The 22,931-nt window shown below is 40.2% G+C and carries 22 protein-coding genes; 8 read left to right on the top strand and 14 right to left on the bottom strand.

Going from position 1 to position 22,931, the window contains the following annotated elements:
• Positions 1-3: 3 nt before the first annotated feature.
• Positions 4-777: an Ig-like domain-containing protein gene (locus COCH_RS02070; protein WP_015781727.1), complete on the bottom strand. Its 774-nt coding sequence runs from the start codon at positions 775-777 to the stop codon at positions 4-6.
• Complete coding sequence (locus tag COCH_RS02065) at positions 777-1,751, bottom strand: alpha/beta fold hydrolase (RefSeq protein WP_015781726.1); 975 nt, start codon at positions 1,749-1,751, stop codon at positions 777-779. The genes COCH_RS02070 and COCH_RS02065 overlap by 1 nt, the downstream gene beginning before the upstream one ends.
• Before the next feature lie 249 nt (positions 1,752-2,000).
• On the opposite strand from COCH_RS02065, the gene COCH_RS12145 reads away from it, so the two are divergent.
• The 6 genes from COCH_RS12145 to COCH_RS12140 all read left to right on the top strand — a co-directional run bounded on the left by COCH_RS12145 (position 2,001) and on the right by COCH_RS12140 (position 7,864).
• Positions 2,001-2,171, top strand: coding sequence for a hypothetical protein (locus COCH_RS12145; protein ID WP_167524720.1), 171 nt, complete (start codon positions 2,001-2,003; stop codon positions 2,169-2,171).
• A gap of 307 nt (positions 2,172-2,478) precedes the next feature.
• Positions 2,479-3,222, top strand: a complete 744-nt coding sequence (locus tag COCH_RS02055) for a porin family protein (protein ID WP_015781724.1) — start codon at positions 2,479-2,481, stop codon at positions 3,220-3,222.
• A complete protein-coding gene (locus tag COCH_RS02050; protein ID WP_015781723.1) occupies positions 3,222-4,388 on the top strand; it encodes a VWA domain-containing protein in 1,167 nt (388 codons plus the stop codon). Before COCH_RS02055 ends, COCH_RS02050 begins: the two co-directional genes overlap by 1 nt.
• A gap of 379 nt (positions 4,389-4,767) precedes the next feature.
• The gene (locus COCH_RS02045) at positions 4,768-5,454 is read left to right on the top strand and encodes an LOG family protein (protein WP_009410398.1); all 687 of its coding nucleotides are present in this window, start codon (positions 4,768-4,770) and stop codon (positions 5,452-5,454) included.
• A 41-nt stretch (positions 5,455-5,495) separates the two neighbouring features.
• On the top strand, positions 5,496-7,640 hold the full coding sequence (locus COCH_RS02040; protein WP_015781722.1) for a S46 family peptidase: 2,145 nt from the start codon (positions 5,496-5,498) through the stop codon (positions 7,638-7,640).
• A 59-nt stretch (positions 7,641-7,699) separates the two neighbouring features.
• Positions 7,700-7,864, top strand: a complete 165-nt coding sequence (locus COCH_RS12140) for a hypothetical protein (protein WP_167524719.1) — start codon at positions 7,700-7,702, stop codon at positions 7,862-7,864.
• A gap of 113 nt (positions 7,865-7,977) precedes the next feature.
• Here COCH_RS12140 and rpoN read toward each other — a convergent pair whose 3' ends face one another.
• The 7 genes from rpoN to COCH_RS02005 all read right to left on the bottom strand — a co-directional run bounded on the left by rpoN (position 7,978) and on the right by COCH_RS02005 (position 15,680).
• Complete coding sequence (gene rpoN, locus COCH_RS02035) at positions 7,978-9,444, bottom strand: RNA polymerase factor sigma-54 (RefSeq protein WP_015781721.1); 1,467 nt, start codon at positions 9,442-9,444, stop codon at positions 7,978-7,980.
• Between the two features lie 35 nt (positions 9,445-9,479).
• Positions 9,480-10,412, bottom strand: a complete 933-nt coding sequence (locus tag COCH_RS02030) for a sugar transferase (protein ID WP_015781720.1) — start codon at positions 10,410-10,412, stop codon at positions 9,480-9,482.
• 34 nt (positions 10,413-10,446) lie between these two features.
• On the bottom strand, positions 10,447-11,586 hold the full coding sequence (locus tag COCH_RS02025; protein WP_015781719.1) for a glycosyltransferase family 4 protein: 1,140 nt from the start codon (positions 11,584-11,586) through the stop codon (positions 10,447-10,449).
• 135 nt (positions 11,587-11,721) lie between these two features.
• A complete protein-coding gene (locus COCH_RS02020) occupies positions 11,722-12,705 on the bottom strand; it encodes a cation diffusion facilitator family transporter (protein ID WP_015781718.1) in 984 nt (327 codons plus the stop codon).
• 31 nt (positions 12,706-12,736) lie between these two features.
• Positions 12,737-14,146, bottom strand: coding sequence for an alkaline phosphatase (locus COCH_RS02015; protein WP_015781717.1), 1,410 nt, complete (start codon positions 14,144-14,146; stop codon positions 12,737-12,739).
• A gap of 20 nt (positions 14,147-14,166) precedes the next feature.
• Positions 14,167-15,219, bottom strand: a complete 1,053-nt coding sequence (gene thiL, locus COCH_RS02010; RefSeq protein WP_015781716.1) for a thiamine-phosphate kinase — start codon at positions 15,217-15,219, stop codon at positions 14,167-14,169.
• Positions 15,216-15,680, bottom strand: a complete 465-nt coding sequence (locus COCH_RS02005) for a DinB family protein (protein ID WP_009417788.1) — start codon at positions 15,678-15,680, stop codon at positions 15,216-15,218. The genes thiL and COCH_RS02005 overlap by 4 nt, the downstream gene beginning before the upstream one ends.
• Positions 15,681-16,646: 966 nt before the next feature.
• Between COCH_RS02005 and COCH_RS02000 the strand changes: the two genes are divergently transcribed.
• Both COCH_RS02000 and COCH_RS01995 read left to right on the top strand, forming a co-directional pair.
• Entirely contained in the window at positions 16,647-17,090 is a 444-nt protein-coding gene (locus tag COCH_RS02000) for a hypothetical protein (RefSeq protein WP_015781715.1), read from the top strand.
• Positions 17,091-17,381: 291 nt separating this feature from the next.
• Complete coding sequence (locus tag COCH_RS01995) at positions 17,382-18,122, top strand: lysophospholipid acyltransferase family protein (RefSeq protein WP_015781714.1); 741 nt, start codon at positions 17,382-17,384, stop codon at positions 18,120-18,122.
• Here the strand turns inward: COCH_RS01995 and COCH_RS01990 are convergent.
• The 5 genes from COCH_RS01990 to COCH_RS01970 form a co-directional block, all read right to left on the bottom strand.
• On the bottom strand, positions 18,109-18,693 hold the full coding sequence (locus COCH_RS01990; RefSeq protein ID WP_009419228.1) for a riboflavin synthase: 585 nt from the start codon (positions 18,691-18,693) through the stop codon (positions 18,109-18,111). The two genes, COCH_RS01995 and COCH_RS01990, sit on opposite strands and share 14 nt — an antisense overlap.
• A gap of 100 nt (positions 18,694-18,793) precedes the next feature.
• Positions 18,794-19,789: an NAD(P)H-dependent glycerol-3-phosphate dehydrogenase gene (locus tag COCH_RS01985; RefSeq protein WP_015781713.1), complete on the bottom strand. Its 996-nt coding sequence runs from the start codon at positions 19,787-19,789 to the stop codon at positions 18,794-18,796.
• 589 nt (positions 19,790-20,378) lie between these two features.
• Complete coding sequence (locus tag COCH_RS01980; RefSeq protein ID WP_015781712.1) at positions 20,379-21,374, bottom strand: sensor histidine kinase; 996 nt, start codon at positions 21,372-21,374, stop codon at positions 20,379-20,381.
• The gene (locus tag COCH_RS01975) at positions 21,371-21,598 is read right to left on the bottom strand and encodes a hypothetical protein (RefSeq protein ID WP_015781711.1); all 228 of its coding nucleotides are present in this window, start codon (positions 21,596-21,598) and stop codon (positions 21,371-21,373) included. The genes COCH_RS01980 and COCH_RS01975 overlap by 4 nt, the downstream gene beginning before the upstream one ends.
• Before the next feature lie 37 nt (positions 21,599-21,635).
• The gene (locus tag COCH_RS01970) at positions 21,636-22,856 is read right to left on the bottom strand and encodes an ABC transporter permease (protein ID WP_015781710.1); all 1,221 of its coding nucleotides are present in this window, start codon (positions 22,854-22,856) and stop codon (positions 21,636-21,638) included.
• Positions 22,857-22,931 lie beyond the last annotated feature (75 nt).

Genomic DNA, 22,931 nt, shown 5'->3' with positions numbered 1-22,931 from the left:
TGTTTACTTTTTATCTTCTACCTTTTTGAAAGTAACTTCTTCTTTTTTATCATTACGCACCACAAACTCATCTCCTCTAAGTTTTACAATTTTAAAACGACTTACCTCATCTTTAATAGCATTTCCTATATCAAAAAAGCTCATCGGAGTTTTAGTGAGGTAAAATTCTAAATCATAGCATAAATTAAGGTCTATAGATTCGACTTTATACATAGATTCGTGATTATAGGCGAGTAATAAAGCACACTTTCCATTCGTCTTAGGTACTTTTATAATCAATTTCCCATTTTCGTCAGTATCACCTCCTGTAGGCGCTCCTTCTTTAAACAGAGAAACATCTACATTCGGTAAAGGCTTCTTTTCTAAATCGTATACTGTTAAGTTTAAAGTGATGTAATCTTTATAATTAGTATATGGTTTAGCGATATAATATCCAGGGTATTTTACCTCTGTTAAATCGTAATTTAACACTAAAGAATCCTTCGTGAGGGTGTAATGACCTTTGCCATAATGAACAATTCCTAACTCACCTTCCTCAGCATAATTAAAAATGCCATTGCTATAAAACGTGTAGGTATCAGTAGCACAACACTCTATGTGCATTTCTTTGTCCTTTATATAATACTTACCTTCTATTTTTCTCTGCGCAAAAGTAAACGCATATGCACTTATAAAAAATAGCAATAATAAAGGGAGTTTTTTATTTGCATTTTGAGCTCCGTAGCTTTTAGCTATAATATTGAGCCCATTATCCATCAATAATTTATCATTAATCATTAATTAAACACTTTCTTTAAAAACTGTTCTAACTGTTTGTGTTCTATCAGGAAAGCATCGTGACCGTGTACGGAGTGGATTTCGTAATAATCTACGGTTTTACCCATTTCGCGCAGTTCGGTTACGGTATCGCGGTTCTCTTGAGGAACGAAATACAAATCAGAATCAGTGCTTACAATGGTAATGTGTGCGGTGATAGGCGCTACAGCCTCGGCAAAACTACCGCGTTCTTTTGAAATATCTATCGTTTTTACCAATTGGTTCATCAGTTTGTAGGCGGAGAGTGAGAAGCGTTTGTGCAGCTTGTCGCCGTGGTGTAAGAGCCACGTTTCTACATTGTACAACTGCAACGGAATGTTGGTGGTGCGCTCAAACTTCAATTTTAACGATTGAGGAGTGCGGTAACACAACATCGCGTGGAGACGTGCATCGTGCAAGGGGTGTGTAGAGTTTTTGAGTATCTGCTCTTGCAAGAGGCAGTTGCCTATAATCCAGTCGGTTGCTTTCCAATCGGCAGCTACGATTACCAATTCTTTGAAAAGGGTAGGAGCGAGGGCAGCCATTTCCCAAGCAATACCGCCACCTAACGAGCACCCTACAAGGGCAAATACTTCTTTAAGTCCTAAATGCTCGGTGAGCCCTTTGTTGAAAATACGCGCTATATCTATACCCGCCCAATGCTCATAGTTAGGAATCATATCTTCTTCGCGTGCTCCAAAACCATTGCCAGGGATATTAAAAGCTACTACCGTGTATTTAAGGGTATCTATCAACTTCCCTTCACCGATGGCTTCTTTCCACCAGCCGTTTTCACCCGTTACTTGTGAATTGCCTGTAAAAGCGTGATTCACCACTACCACCGGAGCTGTGCCTAAGGCTTTTCCAAACACTTGATAATATACCCTAAGAGCGGGAATACGCACCCCACAAGAGGTAACGAAATCAGTAAGAGGGTAATGTAGAATATCGGACATAAAGGCGTTGCGAAATAGTTTATATGAAAAGCATTTAGATATATTTAGAATTATTTTCTTTTTCAGATACTCTAATCGGAAAATAATTCTGTGTTAAAACGCTATTATTTTTATATTGATTTTGAAAGGCGCAAAAGTAAAAATAATTTTCTAAATAGACAAATAGTTTTTATTACATTTATTACAATCATTCAGAAAGGCAAGAGAATTAGGAAATGAGGAAATGAGAGAATTAGGTAAATGCCAATAATGCCAGAAATACTAGAAATACCAGAAATGTCAATAATACTAACAAGGGGAATGGACGGGTCGGTCTTTTCAGACGGATCGGACAGGTCAGAGGAGGGGGTGGAAGATTCGGAAGATATCGGAGAAGTTCAGAAGAAGGCTGAGAGAAATTTTGGTGAAAAAGGGGTGTAAGATGGGTGGGGTTAGCTTATAGAGAGCTTATAGGAAGCTTATACGAATCTTGGACGATTGGTATAGGAAGGGTATATAAGTAATTGACTCATAGTATAATACAACGATGCAAAAAATGGTAAAGACGGGGTTTCGAGGCGAAAGAAAGGGAAAAGGCACTAGGCCTTAGGCCATAGGCACTAGGGGGAAGTGTGACGGAAAGAGAATGGGCGGGTTGGGAAATTAGAGAATTAGAAAATTTGGAAATTAGCAAATTTGTTAATTTGCTAATTATTCTTACCTTTGCCCAAAATATGCAACAAAAAAGATGAACAAACTAAATAGGATACTGTTGCTTTTCGCTCTTCACTTTTCGCTCTTTACTTTTGCTCAAGAGAATAACGATGATGGAATGATAAGCACCCCACAAACGGCTACTGCTACCGATACGGAGGCAGACCTGCACTACCTCGAAGACCAATTTTACTTCGGTCTTACTTATGACTATTTGGCTGGTAAAGCAAATAGCGTGGTGCAACACAACCTTTCAAGGGGGATTCACGTAGGTTTCATTCGCGACCTACCTATGAACAAAGCGCATAATATAGGCTTTGGGGTGGGCATAGGCTATGCTTACGATTTGGTGTACAACAATATGGTGGCTAACAAAATGGTTTCGGGCGTGAGCTATGAGATAGTAGAACGTTTCAGCGACCGGAACATCACTCGTAATTTCTTCGAGACGCATTCGGTAGAAATACCCGTAGAGTTTCGCTTTCGCACCTCTACTCCTTACAGTCATAAGTTTTGGCGTGTGTATACAGGAGCGCGTTTTGCCTATATCTTCAGCGGTAGAAGTTTATATACTGCTGATGGTGTTTCGATAGCTTTTCAGAACTCCGATATAGCTCATACGTTTCAAGTAAAGCCTTTTATTGCCTTTGGGTATAACGCCTTGAACTTCTATGTGCAGTACAATCTTACCCCTTTGCTGAAAGATGCTAAAACTACTGATGGTACGAGTCTCAAATCGAATGTGTTACAATTAGGATTACTTTTTTATATTTTATAATGGACGACCTAATTACACGTTGGCGACTTATCTTGGGTCAGGATTTGAATGCTTTGGGTGAGGTATCGCTCAATGAACAACAATCGCTGATGGACGCTACGCTGGCTGCCCTCTACGACGATACCGAAGGCAACGGTAATAATGGAGGCAAACGCTCGGCAGGTTTAGGCAGTTCGTCACCTAACTTAGCCAAGTGGCTCACCGATGTGCGCTCGTTCTTTCCTCCCGATGTGGTAAGCGTGATTCAAAGCGATGCCATTGAGCGCAAAGGACTCACCAAACTACTATTTGAACCCGAAACCCTTAAAAACGTGAAGCCCGATATCTCTATGGTGGGCACTTTGATGGCACTCAAAGGGCAAATACCTGCCAAATCTAAAAATACTGCACGCGAACTGGTGAAAGAGGTAGTCGATGAGATTATGAAGCGTATGGAGCAAGACCTACGCCGTGCTGTTACCTGTGCGCTCAACAAAAAAGCGCATACGCCTATTGCCAACTTCTCGTCGACCGACTGGAAGCGCACAATTCAGCGCAACCTCAAGAACTACGATACCGCTACCAAGCGACTTATTCCTGAAAAGTTCTATTTTTTTGAACGCACCCAGCGCCAAAAGAACTGGACAGTGATTTTGGACATCGACCAGAGTGGTTCGATGTGTGATTCGATTATATATTCGTCAGTAATGGGGTCTATCTTTGCAAGTATGCCAGCCCTTGATACACACGTGGTAGTGTTTGATACAGAAGTAACCGACCTTACGGAAGTCTGTCGTGAAGACCCTGTGGATATGCTTTTTGGGGTACAGTTAGGAGGAGGGACTGACATTAATAAATCGGTGGCGTATTGCCAAACACTTATTGAGAATCCGCGCAAAACGATGTTTATTCTCATTTCTGACCTTTATGAAGGAGGTGTACGCGCTGGACTCTTGCGTCGCCTAAACGAGATGCACCAAGAAGGCGTAAAGGTATTGGTGCTCTTAGCCCTTTCTGACAGCGGTCGCCCTGATTACGATGAGAAACTCGGTAAAGAAATCAGCAAACTCGGCATCGCCTGCTTTGCCTGTACACCTGACCGCCTGCCCGAACTCGTAGAGAACGCCCTCAAAGGGAATGACCTGAAGAAATTTGAGAGAGCAAGTCGCACAGATAAGGAAGTGTAATAACGCTTTTGTGCTACCTATGAACTGAAAGAAGACCCTAAACAGAGTGCTACGGGTGTTTTAAAGGAAAACTATTCGTTAAATGGTATGTAGATAACAAAAACCGATTTTTGTATGACTATATAGATGACGATTTAGACGGTGGAGTTGCCGAATTTATGCCTACTGAAAAATATTGCGAATATGGTTGGAAAAACTATACTCCTCAAACTTAACACAAATCAAGATTGAGATTGACTTATTAAGGGCGAATTGCAATTCGCCCCTACAGATTGGAGATAAAAGATTGATTATAAAAATAGGAGAAGATAAAGAAATACAGAGGGATAAAACTGAAATAAATACAACTTTTTACTATTCACTTTTAACATTTAACTCAATGAAAAAACATTCAAAAGTTTGGAACGAAACTAAAACACACGACGCTTGGTCGATATTTAAAATAATGGGAGAATTTGTACACGGCTATGAGCAGATGAGCTCCATAGGACCTTGTGTATGTATTTTTGGTTCGGCACGTATTAAGCCTGAAACACCTTATTACGAACTCACTGTGCGTATTGCCCAAAAGATAGTAGATGAAGGCTTCGGTATTATAACCGGCGGTGGACCTGGTATTATGGAGGCGGGCAACAAAGGTGCGCACCTAAACAAAGGTGTATCGGCAGGACTGAATATTGATTTGCCTTTCGAGCAGACGAATAACTCTTATATCGACCACGACAAGAATATTAAATTCAACTACTTCTTTGCGCGTAAGGTGATGTTTGTAAAGTATTCTAAGGCATTTGTAGCAATGCCTGGGGGCTTTGGTACCCTCGACGAACTCTTCGAGACCCTCACTCTCGTGCAAACTTATAAAATAGACAAAATTCCTATTATTTTAGTCGGTACAGATTATTGGAGCGGACTTGTAGACTGGATAAAAAAGATATTATTAGAGAAATTTAATAATATTAGTGCTGAGGATTTGGATTTGTTTCACTTAGTAGACACCGAAGACGAAGTGATTAAAGTCATTGAAGATTTCTACAACAACAAACAACAGTTAAAACCAAATTTTTAGAAAATATTCCCTATATTTGCACTTTAATTTAAACAGTGACTATGAAGAAGTTTATCTCTTTATTACTTTTTAGCTTTTACTTGTTACCTGTTACCTTAACGGCACAGCAAGGCGGTATGTGGATTCCTTCGCTTTTGGAGGGTATGAATGCCAGAGAAATGAAGTCCTTAGGTATGAAAATGTCGGTGAGTGATATTTATAGCGTCAATAAGTCGAGCTTGAAAGACGCCGTGCCTCATTTCAATGGAGGCTGTACTGCCGAAATGATTTCGGATAAAGGGCTACTGCTCACTAATCACCATTGTGGCTACGGACAGATACAAGCGCATTCCTCAGTGCAAAACGATTACCTTACCGATGGTTTTTGGGCTAAAAATCTATCGGAAGAGTTGCCTAACAAGAATTTAGAAGTTACTTTTATTGTACGTATTGAAGATGTTACCCAAAAAGTACTCGCCGATACTCAAAACCTAAGTAGTGAGAGCGTTCGCGCCTCTCAGATAGAACGCAATATTGCCTCTTTGGTGAAAAACTCGCCTAAAGAAGCGTGGCAAGAGAATCGGGTTCGTGCTTTCTACGAGGGCAATCACTATATCCTTTTTGTAGTAGAAACTTTTAAAGATGTGCGTTTAGTAGGTGCACCGCCTTCGGCTATAGGCAAATTTGGTTCGGATACCGATAATTGGGTATGGCCTCGCCATACGGGTGACTTCTCGCTTTTCCGTGTATACGCCGATAAAAACAACCGCCCCGCAGCCTACTCCAAAGACAACGTGCCCTATCGCCCCAAACACTTCTTTCCTATCTCGCTAAAAGGAGTGAAAGCAGGCGATTTTACAATGGTCTTCGGTTATCCAGGTCGTACTGAAGAATATTTACCTGCCGTAGCAGTGGAACAAATTGTGAATGTACTGAATCCTGCTAAGATAGGCATTCGCGATGTGGTGCTCAAAGTGCAAGACGGCTTTATGCGCAACAGCAACGAAATAAAAATAAAATACGCCTCTAAATACGCCAGTGTTGCCAACTATTGGAAAAAGTGGATAGGTGAAACACAAGGGTTGAAAAAATCGGATGCGGTAGCTATCAAACGCGCTCAAGAACAGAAATTTCAAAAAGAGATAGAAAAAGCAGGTAAAACTGCTGAATATGGTTATATTTTACCTCAGTTTACTGAAAAATACGCTCAAATACAAAACTATGCTTTGGCAGTAGACCTCTTTTCGGAGTTGGTACAGCGCAATATCGACTTGCTGGCAAATGGCTATAAAATCCTTCAACTGCAAAATGCGCTGCACGAGAAAGGAACACAATCGTTCAACGACCGCAAGAAGACCCTTTTAAACAACTTTGAAACGGTATTTAAAAACTACGATGTGAATGTAGATAAAGCCGTATTTGAAAAAGCAGTAGTGTATTATGCTCAGGCGATGCCTAAAACGCTACTCTCGCCTAACTTACAACAGTTTGAGATACACACATTGGCTGACAAACTCTATAAAGAGTCGTTTTTGGCTTCTAAAACCGAAATGGGAAAAGTACTCAACCTACCTGATGAAGCTTTTGAAAGGCGCCTCAAAAATGACATAGGCGTACAATTTGTACAGCAAATTGTCGCTCATTTCTACGGAACTGTAGTGCCTACTTACCGACAGTTGGACAGCGAGATTACCACCTTACAACGTACTTATATGAAGGCTATCTTGGAGTTCTCGAAACCTCAAGACCGCATTTTCCCTGATGCCAATAGCACTTTGCGCGTTACTTATGGCAAGGTAGCGGGTTACTCACCTTCGGATGCTATAACCTATGATTATATGACTTATTTAGACGGTGTAATGGAGAAATACGTGCCTAACGACTACGAATTTAATGTGCCCGCCAAACTGCGCGAGCTCTATGAGAAAAAAGACTATGGTATTTACGGCAAAAACGGCAAGATGCCTGTGTGTTTTATAGCAACCAATCACACCACGGGAGGCAACTCAGGCAGTCCTGCGATAGACGCACAAGGTAACCTTATCGGTCTCAATTTCGATCGTGTGTGGGAAGGCACAATGAGCGATATCCACTACGACCCTAAAATATGTCGCAATATTATGGTAGATATTCGCTATGTGCTGTTTATCATTGATAAATACGCCGGAGCAGGATATTTGCTAAATGAGATGAAGATAGTGAAATAATGGTTAATGATGAGTTGAAAACTTTGCCAACGTCTTTCGGAGTTTACTGAAAAAGGAGATTGAAAAATTACCCTAAAAATACAGGAGAATACCAATCTAAAGAAAATGCACTCATCAATAAAGATAAGGGCTTCTATTATTACAAAGTAGGAAATAAAGAAATTGCAGCTATGTATATTTCACATCCTTTAGCACCCAACTTCGATTATCAAACAGGTGTATAATGAATTAAAAGAAGTTTTTAATTTGTAGAACAATCCCGGTGCTACAACAAAAAACTCCGGTACAGCCCCTCGCTATACCGGAGTTTTATATATTTTGCCTATGCGACTCACACTTACAGCTCTTTTCTGAGGCGCGCTACAGGTATATCCATTTGTTCGCGGTATTTGGCGATAGTGCGACGCGCAATGGGGTAACCTCTCTCTTTGAGAAGCTGTGCCAATTCATCATCGGGGAGGGGTTTACTCTTGTCTTCCTTAGCGATGATATGTTGTAATATCTGCTTGATTTCACGGGTAGAAACGTCTTCTCCTTGGTCGTTCTTCATAGATTCCGAAAAGAAATCTTTAATGAGCTTGGTACCGTAAGGGGTAGTTACATATTTACTGCTCGCTACTCGCGAAACGGTAGAAATATCCATACCTACCTTGTCGGCAATATCTTTGAGAATAAGCGGTTTTATTTTCAGTTCGTCACCTGTGAGGAAGTATTCGCGTTGGTGTTCCATTATAGCATCCATTGTGATGAGGAGCGTTTGTTGTCGCTGACGAATAGCATCTATAAACCACTTAGCCGAATCCAACTTCTGTTTGATAAAGAACACTGCTTCTTTTTGTGAATTGCTCTTTTCTTTACTCTTCTTATAAGTGTCGAGCATAGTGCTATATTCCTTAGAAACGTGTAGTTCAGGAGCATTACGTCCGTTGAGGGAGAGTTCTAACTCGTTGTCTACCACTTTTACAGTAAAATCAGGGATAATTTGCTCTATATGCACATTGTTGCCCACGTAGGAACTTCCAGGTTTAGGATTCAGACGTTCCACCTCTTGCACTGCTTCTTTTAGTTGTTCTTCAGTTACCAAAAAGCGCTGTTGCAGTTTGGCATAATGCTTTTTAGTAAACGCCTCAAAGGCTTCGGTAAGCATTTCGATTGCCAATCCTATCGCAAGTGTTTGTTTTTTGCGACGCAGTTGTACGAGCAAGCACTCTTGCAAGTCGGCAGCGCCTACTCCTGCAGGGTCTAATTGGAAGATAATCTGTTGGCGTATTTGCTCTACGTGCTCCTCTTCAGTATAGATATTTTGGGTGAAAGCCAAGTCGTCGGTAAGGTCTTGAATAGAACGGCGTATATAGCCTGTATCGTCTATGCTACCCACGAGGAACTCAGCGATGAGGTAATCTTCATCCGAGAGGGTAAAGGTGTTCAATTGGTTGATAAGAGATTGGTGGAACGATACCTCTGCGCTGAAAGGAATATCGCGATCCTCATCGTCGTCGCTATAGTTATTAGCGTGCAAGCGATAGTCAGGTATTTCGTCATCACTGAGGTATTCATCGATGTTGATATCGTCCATATCAATTACATCGTTATCATTATATTCATCGGCAGAGTTATCGAACTCATCGTGAAACTCATCAAGAGCATCTTCTTCGCGCCCTGATTCTAAGGCGGGGTTTTCTTCCATCTCTTGTTTTACGCGTTGTTCAAAGGCAAGAGTGGGGAGTTGCACGAGTTTCATCAGCTGTATTTGCTGAGGTGAGAGTTTCTGTGAGAGTTTAAGTTGTAAATTCTGTTTGAGCATTTCTTATGAGATAGGGTGCAAAGGTACGAAAAAAATTAGTTACTATTTAAAGTAAGTACAATTTTTGCAGTTTCAAGCACTATTTTAATATCAAGAGATAGTGAATACCGCTTGATGTAATACAAATCATATTCTAATTTCTTAATGCTATCTTCAGGGGTTGCTTTTGGAATGTGAATTTGAGCCCATCCTGTAACTCCTGGTTTCACCATATGGCGCAGTTTGAAAAAAGGTATCTGTTCTGCATATTTTTCTACATATTCAGGAATTTCAGGACGAGGACCTATGATGCTCATATCTCCTCTCAATACGTTGTATAATTGTGGTAGCTCGTCTATTTTGGTAAAACGCAATATTTTTCCAATAGGAGTAATACGAGAGTCATTTACCTGAGTAAAGCCTCCACTATTTAGTACCATAGTTCTGATTTTGTAAATTTTAAAAGTCTTCCCTTCTCTCCCCACTCGTGTTTGAGCAAAGAAAGCACCCCCCTTTGAACTTAAAAGAGTGAGAATGACACCTACAATAGTTAGTGGCAATGCTATAGGAAGGGCTAAGAGAACAAGTGTTAAATCAAAAACACGTTTGATCAAACGGTGTCTAATTCTCTGTTTTATAGAAAAAATATCATCACCAATGTACTTTTTAGCTTCCAATTTTACGATAGGAATACGTTTGTTGATATTTTCGTAAAATTCTTCTGCTTCATAAACAATAATGCCTTTGGTTCTTAAATCGATAATTTCTCTAATGATATTATCAGGATATTCCTTGATTTTTGAAGTTTCAATAACAATAATTACTATTTTTAGCTTATTGACAATACTCGAAATGGTTCTTTTTTTCTTGGAAATATCATATTTGATAATTCTATAAAACTTAGACACATTAGATTCCTCAAGCAATTTTTCTAAAATTCCTCCTACATTGATAAATAAGCAAGTTGGTCTATGATTAAATATTTTCATAATTAACTCTTTTTTCAAAATGATACAATGTAGCTTAGTTTTTTTTATGAATTTCGTTGATAATATGTCTGATTTTTTGTTTGTTTTTAAGGTTGTGATAATCTCGGTTTACAATAAATAAGAAAGTTGCCAAACCTATAGAAAAAGCTACAAACAAAACTCCTAGCATCAAAGGAGATAATCTTGTGTTCAACAATAAAATTACTAAAAAAACAATAAGGTTAATAGTAGCTAATAGCAAACTTGCTTGTGAGTGTGACAGTTTCATATAGTCAATCATCACGTGGTGGATATGACTGCGGTCGGCTTTAAAAGGTCGTCTGTGGCGCAATAGGCGGGTAGTGAACACGCGGGTAGTATCAAAAAAGGGAATGAAAATAATTGCAAGAAGTACCCATATTTTATTTGTGGGGTGTATAATAGCACTTTCTAGGGCTTCAGTTTTTAGAGTAAAGAATTTAATAGCGAGAACTGCGATGAGAAAACCTGTAATCATAGAGCCTGTATCTCCCATAAAAACGCGTTTCTTTACCGATAGATTATAGCGTAAAAAGGCTAATAAAAAACCTATACATAAGATTGATAACAGGAAGTAGTAATACAGTTGAGTATCGTAAAAAATATAGGCAAAAGCGCCAAAAATCACAATGCCTACCATTGCAGCTGATCCGTTTATGCCATCAATAAGATTGTAAGAGTTTACAATAGCCATCACTATGGCACAGCTAATAAGTATAGAAAACCAATAAGGAATATCTGTAATACCTAAAAAATTATTAAAAGTAGTGATTTTAAGTCCTGAACCAAAGAAAAGAATAAGAGTAGCGATGATTTGTCCTATGATTTTTGTACTGGGGGTTACTCCTGTAAGATCATCCTTTAAACCTACAAAAAATAAAACCCCTACCCCTGATAGAATATTAATCCCTACACTATCATTGTCAAACGGACGAAGTAAAAAGAGAGTAAATACTAAACTTACGAAAAAAGAAATACCTCCTAAGGTAGGTGTTTTTTCTTTATGTGAGCTACGTACATTAGGTTTATCCATTAGGTTTTTGTACTTTGACACGTATATAATACTAGGCAAAGAAAAGTATGCTACTCCCAAAGAGACTAGGAAAACGCATACGGCAGTAAACCCTAAATTTTCTGAAAAAAAAGTAATTATCATATTATCTTAAAGGCAAGATTTTGGTGCAAAAATAATAAATATACTTTGAACGAGCAAGAATATCGTCAGTTATTTATAGTCAAGTACATCAAAATTAAACCTCAAAGAACCAATGTTTATAGTATCTAATTTGCATTATTGTTTTAGTGGTTCATATCTATGCTTCGCTACACCAGCGATGTTCTTCACGTCCCACTGTATAGTCCGTACAAAAGGCTTTTGCCTAAATTGGCAATCAATAGCGCAAATTTCACACGAAAAAGGTTTGCAATAGTCTAAGTGAAAGTTGAATTCTATAGTTCTATCTACTTTTTCTGCTAACAGATGAATCACCTTTTCCATTTCTTGATGGGCTTCTTTTAAAGAATAATAGTAAGGCAGAGTGATATGGGCATCAATATGTAAGTGAGCCCCAAACTGCTGAATGCGCATATTGTGAATGTCTATCCATTCGGTTTTGCGGTTAGCTTGCAGTATATTTACGAGTTCGGCAAAGAGGGCTTCGTCGCGTTCATCCATAATACCGCTGAGGGCTTTGCGCACTATCTTCCAGCCTATCACAATGATATAACTACCAAAACCAATAGCGATTAAAGGGTCGAGCCATAACCAACCGGTGAAATGCACCAATAGTAAGCTCAATACAATTGCCGAAGTCGCAAAAGTATCCGATTGCAGATGTTTACCCGCACTCATCAGTACTAACGAGTTTTCTTTCTTTCCCTTTTTATAAGAAATATACCCCATAGCGTAATTCACTATGGCGGTAGACCCGAAAAGGGCAATCCCCCAGCCTAATTTATCAAGATGTATTCCCTTTATGAGTGATGAAAAGGCTTCGATGAGAATAAGTACCCCAGCGATGGCGATGAGCATTCCCTCAATGCCAGCGGTAACAAACTCTACCTTGCCGTGCCCATAAGGGTGGTCGGTATCGCGAGGTTTGTTGCAGAGGTATAGCGAATAGAGCCCCATAAAGGCGGCAATAATATTCACAATGCTCTCCATCGTGTCCGAAAAGATAGCGTTAGAATTGGTAATGTACCACGCTATCAACTTCACGATGAAGAGCAATATTCCTATAAAAGTAACGAGCTTCTGAAACTGAAAACTTTTCACCCTCTAATTTCTGATTTCTACTTCCTAACTTCTAAACTCTAACCTCCGCTGCCTCCAACAAGAAATTGTGCATATCGGTATTGCGCATAAAAGGTTTAAGTCGCTCGCTACCTGGCCCATACATTGCCAATTCGGTGTAATCCGATGAGTGATCCATACTTATCCAGCCTACCGAAGTATGTGCTTTTTGTATTTCGGCAAACAATCGGTAAGGCAGGTGTTTGTAGTTGTACAAGCCGTCTTCTTTTCTTTCGGTTTTAGCATAATAGCTTAAGAGTTCTTTAGCTTGTTCCTCACTGATGTTCATTCCACCGCAGTATTGAGCAACGTGCTCACGCACTTTGGCTACCGAGTCGTTAGAGTTGATTTGTTGCAATATCCAGTCGTTAGAATGGGTGAAGTTTTGTAATCTGTCAAAATTGTTGTTACACTCTTTGCCATAGATGAGTCCAGGGTTGGCATTGCCGTGGTCAGAAGTAAGCACTACAAGAGTGTTGCCATCAGCTTTTGCAAAATCGAGGGCTACTTTTATAGCCTCGTCAAAAGCTACTTGGTCGTACAACAAAGCCCCTATATCATTGCCGTGTGCCGCCCAGTCTACTTTGCCGCCTTCTACTTGTATTACAAAGCCATTAGGGTGACTTTTAAGTTGGTCGATAGCCTTAGCGGTCATCTCCGCAAGAGTAGGCGATTTAGCTTGTTCTTCACTGCTTTGAGCACGGTCGATAGAGTAGGGGAGTGCATCTTCAGCAAAGAGCCCATAGAGAGGTTTATTAGTAGGTGCTTTCAGCATTTCACCGCGAGTGCGAGCTACCGTATAACCTTTCTTTTTGAGAACAGCAAAGAGGTCTTTCTTGTCCTTGCGATGGGCAGGGTCGAAGTATTTGCTACCGCCACCCAACATCACATCGAAGCCTAATTCGGTGTAGTTGAGGGCTATCTCGTCCATAGCATTACGACTTTTACTCCACGTACAGAAGCCTGCCGGAGTGGCGTGGTTTACCATTACGGTAGTGATACAACCCACTTTCTTGCCTGCTTTTTTGAACTTTTGCAAGATAGGCATATTCTCTTTGCCATCTGGACTGATATTTAGGCTACCGTTCTTTACACGTACGCCACCGCCCCAAGACGAACTCGCTGCTGAGGAGTCGGTGACTACTGAACTTGCTGATGCCATATCCATTACGGCGCGCTGTGCGAGGTTACTTTCGTACAATCCTATCCAGCTGGAAGGGCGACCGAATTTGCGTTTTAGATACAGGTCAGCCATTACCAAAGTGCCGAAACTCATACCATCACTCACCATAAAGATGATGTTTTTAGTGCGTTTGTTTTTATGGGCTTCCCCAAGGGTTTGCGCTTGTAAATCAAAGGAAGGCAATACTAAGCCTCCTAAAGCTGCTAAAGCCCCACGTTTAAAAAATGCTCTTCTTTTCATATCTTGTTAATTGTTAATTATCAATTGTTAATTGTTAAAGCGTTCCACCCTTTTGCTATAATCGGTATAAACTGTCCTGCACGGGTGACGAGGTTTACCCCTTCGCTTTTATCGGTAATGTAACCTATGACCGTGAAATTAGGATTGCCTTTTATCTTATCGTAATCTGCTTGGGCAATAGTAAACAGCAGTTCGTAGTCTTCACCGCCACTTAGGGCTATGGTAGTGCTATCTAAATTGAACTCCTCACAAGTGCTAATCACTTGTGGGTCAAGCGGTATTTTGTCTTCATATAACCTACAACCTACCCCCGATTGTTTGCAAATGTGCAATATCTCTGACGACAATCCGTCGCTTACATCCATCATAGCAGTAGGTTTTACACCTAATTGTTTGAGCAGTGGCGGAATGTCCTTGCGGGCTTCGGGTTTGAGCTGGCGTTCCAAAATGTAAGAATACATCTCTATATCGGGTTGAGAGTTTGGGTTTACCTGAAAGACCGCCTTTTCGCGTTCCAATATCTGTAAACCCATATAGGCACCCCCTATATCGCCCGTGAGTACCACAAGGTCGTTAGGTTGCGCTCCGTTACGATATACTAAGTCCGATGCTTCCGCTTCACCTATCGCCGTTACCGAGATGATGAGTCCGCGTGTAGATGAGGTCGTGTCGCCTCCTACTAAGTCTACCTTATAATGCTTGCAGGCTAGGCGAATACCCGCATAGAGTTCTTCTAAGGCTTCCAACGGAAAGCGATTGGATACCGCTATCGATACGGTTATCTGGGTAGCCGTAGCGTTCATCGCATAGATATCCGATACGTTCACTACTACCGACTTGTATCCTAAATGCTTCAGCGGTACATAGCTAAGGTCGAAATGTACACCTTCAATAAGCAGGTCGGTAGAGACGACAGTTTTTTTATTTTTAAAATCCATTACCGCCGCATCGTCGCCTACGCCTTTAAGAGTGGAAGGATTGTGAATTTCAAATCCCTTCGTTAGGCGGTCGATGAGTCCAAATTCACCCAAATCGGCTAATGAGGTACGGTGAGGCGTTTTATCTTCTATCATTTAGCAAAATAGTTTAAAGCAATTACCACCCCAAGGTGCATTCCCTCGTGAGTATTGTTGAAATGTATCGCATCTTCAATGCAGGTAAGCGCATAGCCATAGCTAGTAGTGTAAGGAGTAAAATTAGTGAATACCCCACGCTCGTAGTCGGCTTGCAGTTGTTTTTGGGTACTGATGAGCAGACTGCGCAATTCTTGAATTTCCTCAGCGGTAGGAATGTGTCCATCGGGATAAGTACCTTTTTTATAAGTATCTACAAAAGTTTCAGGTACAACAAAATTGAGTCCTGATAGCTTGTAGCAGAGTATTTGTTGTTGTGCCACGCAGTGAGCGATGTTCCACCAGATGTTATTATGAAATCCTGTGGGGATTTGCGCTAACTGTTCAGGACTTACATTCTCCAAATAAGTTAAAAGATTGTTGCGGGTTGCCACGTGTAAGGCAAATACTTGTTCTGTCATATAGTTGTTAGTTTTTTGTCGTTAGTTATTATCATTAGTGTCAATTGAGAGTAGGAGAATTAATGTATTGTTTCACTGTAAATTATATAACTCATCTATAATGATTATCGCCAATTCCTCCTTTCGAGGGTTATCAGCAATTGCCAACTAAGTGAATTAGAGAAGAGGTTTCTTTTGATTTTCCGTCACCACATTCCCCCTCATTGAGGAAGTCCGCGAGAGCGGAGTATGTGAGAAGGGGGAGGTTATCCCCTAGTACCTATGCCCTAAGACCCCACGCCACCTCATTTTCTCATTTCTAAATTTGCTAATTCTCTAATTTATCTTCCCCTTTTCTGTTCCTAATTCCCCCTTTTCCGTCCCTACATTCCCCCTCTCCCTGGGAGTAGTCTCCGAATAGGAGAGTATGTAATCGGGGTGAGGATTCCCCTTCTCCGTCACTACATTCCCCCTCTCCTTGGGAGAAGTCTCCAAATAGGAGAGTATGTGAACGGGGTGAGGATTCCTTTTCTTTCGCCTCGAAACCCCATTTTTAACATTTTTAGTACCGTTGTATTATATTATAAGTCAATTACTTATATACCCTTTCTATACCAATCGTCCAAGATTCGTATAAGCTTCCTATAAGCTCTCTATAAGCTGACCATACCCTCCTTACAGCCTTTTTTCTCCAAATTCCTTCTCAAATCTCTTCTGAAACCTTTCGTTTCCTTCCGAATTCTCCAACCCCTCCTCTGACCTGTCCAACCCATCTGAAAAGACCGAGCCGTCTATTCCCCTTGTTAGTATTATTGACATTTCTGGTATTTCTGGCATTATTGGCATTTACCTCATTTCCTAATTTTCTCATTCTCTCATTTCCTCATTCATCAATCATCCAAAGGCAAAGGTACAAAAAATACTTCGAAGAAAGAAAAGAATTTCAAAAAGATTTGTATTTTTGCCCGCAAATTTATAAAGAATATTATGTATCAACTGATTAAACAGACACATTCACTATGTGCTTATTTAGTATTGGCAGTGCTTATCATAGCAGTTATCAATGCGCTTATGGGATTTTTTGGCAAAAGAAAATACTTTGGAATAAAAGACCTCCGCTTGAGTTTGTTTGCTTTGGTATTCTCTCATATACAATTATTATTGGGCTTATTAGTCTATGTAACTACCCCTCGTTTGCAGATGTGGAGAGAGGGTGCTAAAGTGGTGATGAAAGACAGCTTATTGCGCCAATTATTGGTGGAGCACCCTATAATGAATATCATAGCAGTAACGCTGATTACTGTGGGCTGGGTAAAACTTAAAAAACAGACAGAAGTGCGCAAGATGTATGGAAAAATAGCCTTGTTTTACGGTATTGCACTGGTGTGCTTGCTCTCAATGATTCCTTGGAAGCTATGGTGGTCTGTATAAGAAAAAAAGTCCGATAATAATATCGGACTTTTCCATTAACCAACCAAAACTTTAAATTATGAAAACTATTATTTGAAGTTTTACAATGAGCTACCACCCTCATTGCGCTGACAAAGGTACGGCAAATTTTTGAATTACCAAAGAAAAAATCGATTTTAACAAAACTTTATTACTGTTTTAACGATACTTTTACATTGCAAAAAGAGAGCGTTAAGCGGTGATGTTGAGGTTTATATATTTAGAAATCAGTAATATATTTGCTCCTGCCGGATAATAATAAGATTGCATTAAATGAAACTCCTGAAATACACCTTTTGGCTCTTGTGGAAGAGCTGGTTTTACTTCCTTGTACTCATTCTTATTCTCCTGTGGTTGCCCTTGTTGTTTATTCTTACAGCACGGACAGAATGGTATCGCTCATTTTATTGGGTAGCCCGAAACTTATGGGCAACGCCTATATTGTATGGTATGGGCTTTTTACCGAAAATACACAGGGAATATACCGTGCCTAACGACCGCCATAGCTATATGTTGGTCGCCAATCATTACAGTATGATGGACATAATGCTGATGTTCTACTGTAGTAAAAATCCGTTTGTATTTGTAGGGAAGAAGGAACTGAGCAAGACGCTATTGTTTGGTTATTTCTACAAACGTGTTGCCATAATGGTAGATAGAAAGAGTCCGCAGAGTAGGAAGGAGGTTTATGCCCAAGCGATGGAGAGAATAAAGGCAGGGCTGAGCATTTGTATTTTCCCCGAAGGAGGTGTCCCCGATGATGAGAGTATAGTCCTCGATAGTTTTAAAGACGGGGCTTTTCGCATTGCGATAGAATGCCAAATTCCCATAGTGCCAATGGTATTCTACGATACTAAAAAACGCTTCCCCTTCCGCTTCTTTGCCGGCAGTATGGGCACAATGCGAGTAGATATATTGCGCTCTATTCCTACCCAAGGCAAAACCCTTGACGATAAAGAGTCCTTACGCGAAGAAGTACGTTCTCTTATTTTACAACGTCTTACCGTTGCATAAGTCGGGCGACATATTTACCAATCACATCGAATTCTAAATTTACAACACTACCTATTTGTAAGTATTGCAGATTGGTATGTGCTAAAGTATAGGGAATTACTGCTACACTAAAACTATGGGAAGTCGCATCTATTACCGTTAGGCTTACACCATTCACAGTAATAGAGCCTTTTTCAATTACCACATTACCAGTAGAGGGGTCGTACTCAAAAGTAAAACGGGTGCTACCTGCTTCTTCTTGGATAGCACTACAAGTACCCGTTTGGTCGATGTGACCTTGCACGATATGTCCGTCTAAGCGGGTGTTGAGAAGCATACCGCGCTCTAAGTTTACCGCATCACCCACTTGCAAACTGCCCAAGTGGGTTTTGGCAAGAGTTTCGGCAATAGCGGTTACTCGGTATACATCGCCATCGATAGCCACTACCGTAAGGCATACCCCATTATGGGCAACACTTTGGTCTATTTTTAGTTCATTTGTAAACGAACTTTTTACGTATAAATGCAGATTCGCCTCTTCGCGTTCTATCTGTACGATTTTACCTATTTCTTCTATAATTCCTGTGAACATAAAGTTAATTAGCAAATTTTCTCATTCTCTCATTTTCTCATTCTCTAATTTTCTCATTTCCTCATTTTCTCATTCTCTAATTTCCTCATTTTCTAATTCTCTAATCCAGTTCTCCTGTGAGTTCTGCAAACGCTACATTGGCTCTTTTGCCTTCGTATAACACTTTGTAGACGGCATCGAGTATAGGGGTGCGACTGGGTTTTTCTTGATTTTTGTTAATGAGGTAAGCGCTTTTGGTGGCGTAATAGCCTTCGGCTACCATATTCATTTCAGCCATTGTACTCTTTACAGTATAGCCTTTACCTATCATCGTGCCGAACATACGGTTGCGACTGAAAAGCGAGTAGGCGGTTACGAGTAAATCACCTAAATAAGCGGAGTTGTTGATATTGCGTTTGATTTTGTAAATATGCTTGATGTAGCGTCGCATCTCGCGAATGGCGTTGCTCATCAGCACACTTTGGAAGTTATCGCCATAGCCCAATCCGTGGGCAATACCCGCAGCAAGGGCATAAATGTTCTTCAGCATAGCAGCGTATTCAATACCTACCACATCGTCGGATATTTTGGTCTTCACATAATGGCGTTTCATAGCTTCAGCCATAAAATGTGCTTTTTCCTCATCGAGACAGGCAATAGTGAGGTACGACAGACGTTCGAGGGCTACCTCTTCGGCGTGGCAAGGACCTGCTATAACGCCTATCTGTGCATAAGGTACGTGATGTATTTTGTTGAAATATTCACCTACTATAAGTCCGCTTTTAGGTTCAATACCTTTGATAGCAGAAAATATATTTTTATTAGATAGCGGTTCGGTGAGTTTTTCTAATTCGTCACTCAAGAAAGCTGAAGGGATAGAAAAGACGACATAATCGCTAAAAGCTACCGCCTCGTTGATGTCGTTAGTGAGGTGTAGCTTGCTGATGTTTAAATGTACATCGCTAAGGTAGTTAGGATTGTGTTTGGTCGCTTTGATGTGCTCAATAGCCTGTTCATTGCGCATATACCAACACACTTGGTCGATATTGGCGGTAAAAATCTTAATCAGAGCCGTTGCCCAACTTCCTCCTCCGATAACTGATATTTTGGTTTCCACAATTGTTAGCTATTATTATTTTGGGGCAAAGATACGAAAATAATGCTGTATTACCAAAAAGTGTCTACTAAAACCACAGAGCAAACACACCAAAAAAGGAAATATAGCTTATGCTATATAAATTATGTAAAAATCAATTAAATCTGTTTCAATTTCTGTACCGCCAGGTGTATTTCTTTTTTTTAAGAAAATTTGGAGCCTTTAATTTAAGTTGTTACTTATTTTAAGTACAACAAGTTTAAACACTAGAACGAGTGATGTGAGGAGATAGTAGCACCATAAGTTCAATCAATGTTCGATTATAATTCGATTAACCTTTATTGTAGACCCACTGTAGAGCCACTGTAGAGCCACTATAAAACCACTGTAGTTCCGTTTAAGGGTTGTTAAAAGTCCGTCAGACGTCCCGTAGAGCAACTGCGCAAAATTATGAAGTATAGGTCAGTTCGAGACTTTCAGGTAGCTTGCTACCTATTTGTTTGATTTGTAAGATTTCTGTAGCGTAAGCTACACTCTCCTCACATCGAAAGTACTTCTTTTTTAAGAAAATTTCTTGTCTTTGGTCTAAAAACCTCACATTTGTCAATTCTCAATTCTCAATTGTCAATTGAGCAATGTATTCTCCGTTTTTTTCTTCGATGTTGTATTGATGTTTTTTAGGATAAAGAAGCGTTAGCCGTTTCTTTAAGTTTTCAATGCCAATACCTGAGTTATACAAACTTTCTTGTTTAGGAATTATAGTGTTCTCACTTCTAAATATTACTTTATTCTCTTCCACTCTCAAGCTAAACGACAATTCTGTTACCTCAGTCGCCGATACGCCGTGCTTAAAAGCGTTTTCCACCAAGCTGATAAACAGCAAAGGTGCTATGGTGAGTGGGGGTAGTTGCTTCGGGAAATCTACCCGTACAGTAGTTTTATCAGTCAGGCGCAACTGCATTAAGCTGATGTATTGTTGCAAGAAATCTACTTCTTCTGCAAGACTAATCTGCTTTTGGTCACTGTTTTGCATAAAGTGACGCATCAGCTTGCTAAGGCTATGCACGCTCTGTTGTGCTTTTTGAGGGTCAAAGGCTATAAGCGAATAGATATTGTTGAGTGCATTGAAAAAGAAATGCGGTTGGAGTTGGTATTTCAGTTGGGTAAGGTCGGCTTGTAGCTTGTGTGCTTGGGCTTCTTTCTGACCGATTTCCAAAGAAAAGTTGCGTTGTGCATAGCGTATTGCCATTGCAAAGACTACTGGTAAGAGGTTCGATAGGAAATCAAAATAGACAAAAGCGTGGAAAGGAGGCATCTTGTGCTTACCTTTGTGAAGGTTGAAGTATGAAAAAAGCTCATATTTGCTGTACGAAATACATAAAATGAGAGCCACTGCTACCAATATAAAAAGTATATATCGTTTTTTAAACCATAGTTTATCAATAAGCCAATAGAAACTGATGTAGAACAAAAACATCAAAAAAGGCAATGATATGAGCGAACGATAAAGAGCCTCCTCAAATCGGTGATTGCTTTCGGAGATAAAAATAAGGGCAGGTAAAATACAAACCACTGCCCAAGCAGCTATGTGTGTTAAAAATTTCATTCTTTATACTTTGATGTTTTTAAATAACTTTCTGCAAAACTCTTGATGATTTCAGGGGAATAGTCTCCTCCTTTGGCATAAGAGATACCCATAACTTCTAAAGCTATAGCTTGGCACTGCTCATCATTAATAGTAATGGCTTTACTATCTAATATTTCTCTAACAATAACCATACATTTTTGGAGGTCTTCTGTTGTAGCATAAGGAGGTAAAGTTATATTCATCTGTTTTTATTATTTCTAATTGCCTGTGTGGCTCGCACTATTCGTATCTGAGAGCACTAATAGGTTCTAACTCGGCTGCTTTGCGAGCAGGGTACCAACCGAAGAACACCCCTGTAATAGTACATACTAAGAAGGATATTACAATAGAATACAAGGTGATACTCACTGGCCAACCTATAAACAGCGATACGCCTACCGTTGCTAATAAACCAATAATTACCCCTAATACCCCCCCAGTGATGCTAATAAGCACCGACTCGATAAGGAATTGTGCCAAAATATCCTTGCCCTTAGCCCCAATAGCCATACGCAAGCCTATTTCCTTAGTGCGCTCTTTTACTGATACGTACATAATGTTCATAATGCCTATTCCCCCTACGATGAGCGAAATGCTGGCAATAGCTACCAACAACACGGTAAGCATCTCGCTGGTAGAGCTAAACGTACTGATGAGCTCTTGTTGCGAAAACACATTGAAATCATTTTCTTGTGTAGCCGAAAGGTTATGCGTGCGCTCCAAAATCTTCTTAACTTGGTTTACCGCATTCTCCGACTGACTTTCATTGAGCACCGAAGCCACAATACTCTGCAAGAATGTTTGCGCCAAAATACGCTTTTGTACCGTAGTATAAGGGGCGATAATCACATCGTCTTGGTCTTGACCAAAGTTGCTTTCACCTTTTTTCGTAAGGATACCAATCACTTTAAAAGGGATATTCTTAAAGCGTATGGTTTGCCCAATAGGGTTTTCGCCATTAGTAAAGAGGTTCTTAGCCACTGTTTGCCCTATCACGGCTACCTTAGAAAAATTAGTAATCTCATCTTCACCAAACATACTCCCTTCAGCCACACTCCATTCGCGTATAGGCAAGTATTCGGTATTCACGCCGTAGATAGAGGTAGGCCAGTTGTTGCCGCCCGCTATACTTTGTCCGTTGCCACTCACTACCGGGGATACATATTTCAGTAGGGTACCTTCTTTTTTAAGGGCTTCGTAATCCGTCATTTTCAGCGATTGCATATCGCTCATACTCATACGCACCCCGCCCATCATACCGGCACCCGGACGGATATTGAGCATATTGGTACCCATTTTAGAGATATTCTCTTTGATACTCTTTTTAGAACCCTCGCCAATGGCAAGCATTGTTATCACTGAGCCCACCCCAATGATGATGCCCAGCATTGTAAGCATCGCCCTTGTTTTGTTCAGCAAAAGGGCACGCCACGCTATTTTAAAAAGATTTTGTATGTTCATAATATTAATTAGTGAATTAGAAAATTAGCAGATTAGCAAATTCTGTGAGACTAGAAAGGTTCTCCTATGATACGG

This window comes from Capnocytophaga ochracea DSM 7271 (assembly GCF_000023285.1).
GTDB classification, from domain to species: Bacteria; Bacteroidota; Bacteroidia; order Flavobacteriales; family Flavobacteriaceae; genus Capnocytophaga; species Capnocytophaga ochracea.
The sequence above is the reverse complement of the archived record's forward strand: the minus strand, read 5'-3'. Positions and strand labels throughout refer to the sequence as shown.

What these genes read in the sequence shown, in the direction of transcription:
- COCH_RS02070 (WP_015781727.1), bottom strand. Translation starts at nt 777, where the DNA reads ATGATTAATGATAAATTATTGATGGATAATGGGCTCAATATTATAGCT.
- COCH_RS02065 (WP_015781726.1), bottom strand. Translation starts at nt 1,751, where the DNA reads ATGTCCGATATTCTACATTACCCTCTTACTGATTTCGTTACCTCTTGT.
- COCH_RS12145 (WP_167524720.1), top strand. Translation starts at nt 2,001, where the DNA reads ATGCCAGAAATACTAGAAATACCAGAAATGTCAATAATACTAACAAGG.
- COCH_RS02055 (WP_015781724.1), top strand. Translation starts at nt 2,479, where the DNA reads ATGAACAAACTAAATAGGATACTGTTGCTTTTCGCTCTTCACTTTTCG.
- COCH_RS02050 (WP_015781723.1), top strand. Translation starts at nt 3,222, where the DNA reads ATGGACGACCTAATTACACGTTGGCGACTTATCTTGGGTCAGGATTTG.
- COCH_RS02045 (WP_009410398.1), top strand. Translation starts at nt 4,768, where the DNA reads ATGAAAAAACATTCAAAAGTTTGGAACGAAACTAAAACACACGACGCT.
- COCH_RS02040 (WP_015781722.1), top strand. Translation starts at nt 5,496, where the DNA reads ATGAAGAAGTTTATCTCTTTATTACTTTTTAGCTTTTACTTGTTACCT.
- rpoN (WP_015781721.1), bottom strand. Translation starts at nt 9,444, where the DNA reads ATGCTCAAACAGAATTTACAACTTAAACTCTCACAGAAACTCTCACCT.
- COCH_RS02030 (WP_015781720.1), bottom strand. Translation starts at nt 10,412, where the DNA reads ATGAAAATATTTAATCATAGACCAACTTGCTTATTTATCAATGTAGGA.
- COCH_RS02025 (WP_015781719.1), bottom strand. Translation starts at nt 11,586, where the DNA reads ATGATAATTACTTTTTTTTCAGAAAATTTAGGGTTTACTGCCGTATGC.
- COCH_RS02015 (WP_015781717.1), bottom strand. Translation starts at nt 14,146, where the DNA reads ATGAAAAGAAGAGCATTTTTTAAACGTGGGGCTTTAGCAGCTTTAGGA.
- thiL (WP_015781716.1), bottom strand. Translation starts at nt 15,219, where the DNA reads ATGATAGAAGATAAAACGCCTCACCGTACCTCATTAGCCGATTTGGGT.
- COCH_RS02005 (WP_009417788.1), bottom strand. Translation starts at nt 15,680, where the DNA reads ATGACAGAACAAGTATTTGCCTTACACGTGGCAACCCGCAACAATCTT.
- COCH_RS02000 (WP_015781715.1), top strand. Translation starts at nt 16,647, where the DNA reads ATGTATCAACTGATTAAACAGACACATTCACTATGTGCTTATTTAGTA.
- COCH_RS01995 (WP_015781714.1), top strand. Translation starts at nt 17,382, where the DNA reads ATGAAACTCCTGAAATACACCTTTTGGCTCTTGTGGAAGAGCTGGTTT.
- COCH_RS01990 (WP_009419228.1), bottom strand. Translation starts at nt 18,693, where the DNA reads ATGTTCACAGGAATTATAGAAGAAATAGGTAAAATCGTACAGATAGAA.
- COCH_RS01980 (WP_015781712.1), bottom strand. Translation starts at nt 21,374, where the DNA reads ATGAAATTTTTAACACACATAGCTGCTTGGGCAGTGGTTTGTATTTTA.
- COCH_RS01975 (WP_015781711.1), bottom strand. Translation starts at nt 21,598, where the DNA reads ATGAATATAACTTTACCTCCTTATGCTACAACAGAAGACCTCCAAAAA.
- COCH_RS01970 (WP_015781710.1), bottom strand. Translation starts at nt 22,856, where the DNA reads ATGAACATACAAAATCTTTTTAAAATAGCGTGGCGTGCCCTTTTGCTG.